Below are 1,487 nucleotides of genomic sequence, written 5' to 3'. Positions count from 1 at the left end.
TCACGCGCTCCGGTAGAGCTTGGTCATGGAGAACTCGCGGTGGCCCAAGGCCTCTGCGGCGGTGTTGCGGCCGTTGGCGGTGCGGACGATCATCTCGATCAGCGCGTCGCCGGCCTCGTCGATGGTCTGCTCGCGGCGCAGGATGCCCGAGACGTCGACATCGACGTGCTCGGCCATGGTCCGCACCGTGCGCGGGTTGGCGGTGATCTTGATCACCGGCACGATCGGGTTGCCGATCACGTTGCCCTGGCCCGTCGGGAAGGTGTGGATCACCGCGCCGCCCGCCGCCATCAGCGTCACGCATTCCGCCGCGGCCGAGGAGCTGTCCATGAAGTAGAGCCCGTTGCCCGATTGCGGCGCCTCGGCCGGATCGAGGATGTCGATGAACTGCGAGGTCCGGCCGATCTTCTCGAGATTGCCCAGGGCCTTTTCCTCGATCGTGGTCAGGCCGCCCTCGATATTGCCCTTGGTGGGCTGGCTGTCCGAGAGGTCGTCGGTCTGGTGGGCGAAGATCACGTCGTCCTGGTAGGCCTTCCACATCTTGTACCAGCGCTCGCCGACCTCCTCGTTGATCGCGCGCTTCTGGCAGATATGCTCGGCGCCGGTGATCTCGGAGGTCTCGCCGAAGAAGCCAGTGATGCCCTCGGGCAGGAGCTTGTCATACATGTTGCCGACCGTCGGGCAGGAGCCGAGACCGGTCGTGGTGTCGCTTTCGCCGCATTTGGTCGAGATCCAGAGCTCGGAGATCGAGCACTCCTCGCGCTGCAGCTCCGACGCCCAGTGCACGTATTCCTTGGCCTTCCAGCTGGCCTGGCGGATGGTCTCGAGATCGCCCTTCTGCTCGATCGAGATGCCCCAGACCGGCTTGCCGGTCTTGGCGATGCCGTCGACCACGCGCTGGGTCCAGCCCGGCTCGATCCCGATCACCACCACCGCGGCGACGTTGGGGTTGGCGCCGGTGCCGATGATGGTGCGGAAATGCACCTCGAGATCCTCGCCGAACTGCAGGCGGCCATAGGCATGCGGGATCGCCATCGTGCCCTTGATGTTGTTGGCCACCGCCTCGCAGGCGGCGTTCGAGATGTCGTCGAGCGGCAGGATGACGACGTGGTTGCGCACGCCGACCCGTCCGTTTTCGCGGCGGTAGGCCTGGACGGTCATGTTGGAATAAGTCGATGCCATCGGAGGGGCTCCTTACCAGCGCTTGGTTTTGCAGTTGTGGGTGTGGACATGCGCGCCCTTGGGGATGTCGGCGATGATCTTGCCGATGTCCTCGCCGTACTTGATCGCAGTGTCCCCGGCCTTGAGATCGGTCAGCGCGATCTTGTGACCGATCGGCACATCCGCCTCCGAGGTCATCCGGAAGGTCGAGTTGTCATGCGTGATGCAGCACAGCATGTCCGTGCCCGCGGTCAGGCCTTCGACCACAACAACGCCCACGTTGTCGGCTTTTTCATGTACCAGAAGGTGCGGTATTTCGCTCATGG

At 64.4% G+C, this 1,487-nt stretch carries 2 protein-coding genes; both read right to left on the bottom strand.

Features of this window, described 5'->3' with window-relative positions; all coding sequences use genetic code 11:
• The gene (locus ACFQ4E_RS20545) at positions 1-1,182 is read right to left on the bottom strand and encodes a UxaA family hydrolase (RefSeq protein ID WP_386806400.1); all 1,182 of its coding nucleotides are present in this window, start codon (positions 1,180-1,182) and stop codon (positions 1-3) included.
• A 12-nt stretch (positions 1,183-1,194) separates the two neighbouring features.
• Positions 1,195-1,487 (bottom strand): UxaA family hydrolase (locus tag ACFQ4E_RS20540; RefSeq protein WP_386806399.1); only part of this gene is annotated, 293 nt, incomplete at its 5' end.

Source organism: Litorisediminicola beolgyonensis, from assembly GCF_042679605.1.
Lineage (GTDB): Bacteria > Pseudomonadota > Alphaproteobacteria > Rhodobacterales > Rhodobacteraceae > Litorisediminicola > Litorisediminicola beolgyonensis.
Note: the sequence above shows the minus strand (reverse complement) of the source record. Positions and strands in the feature narration are given on the sequence as shown.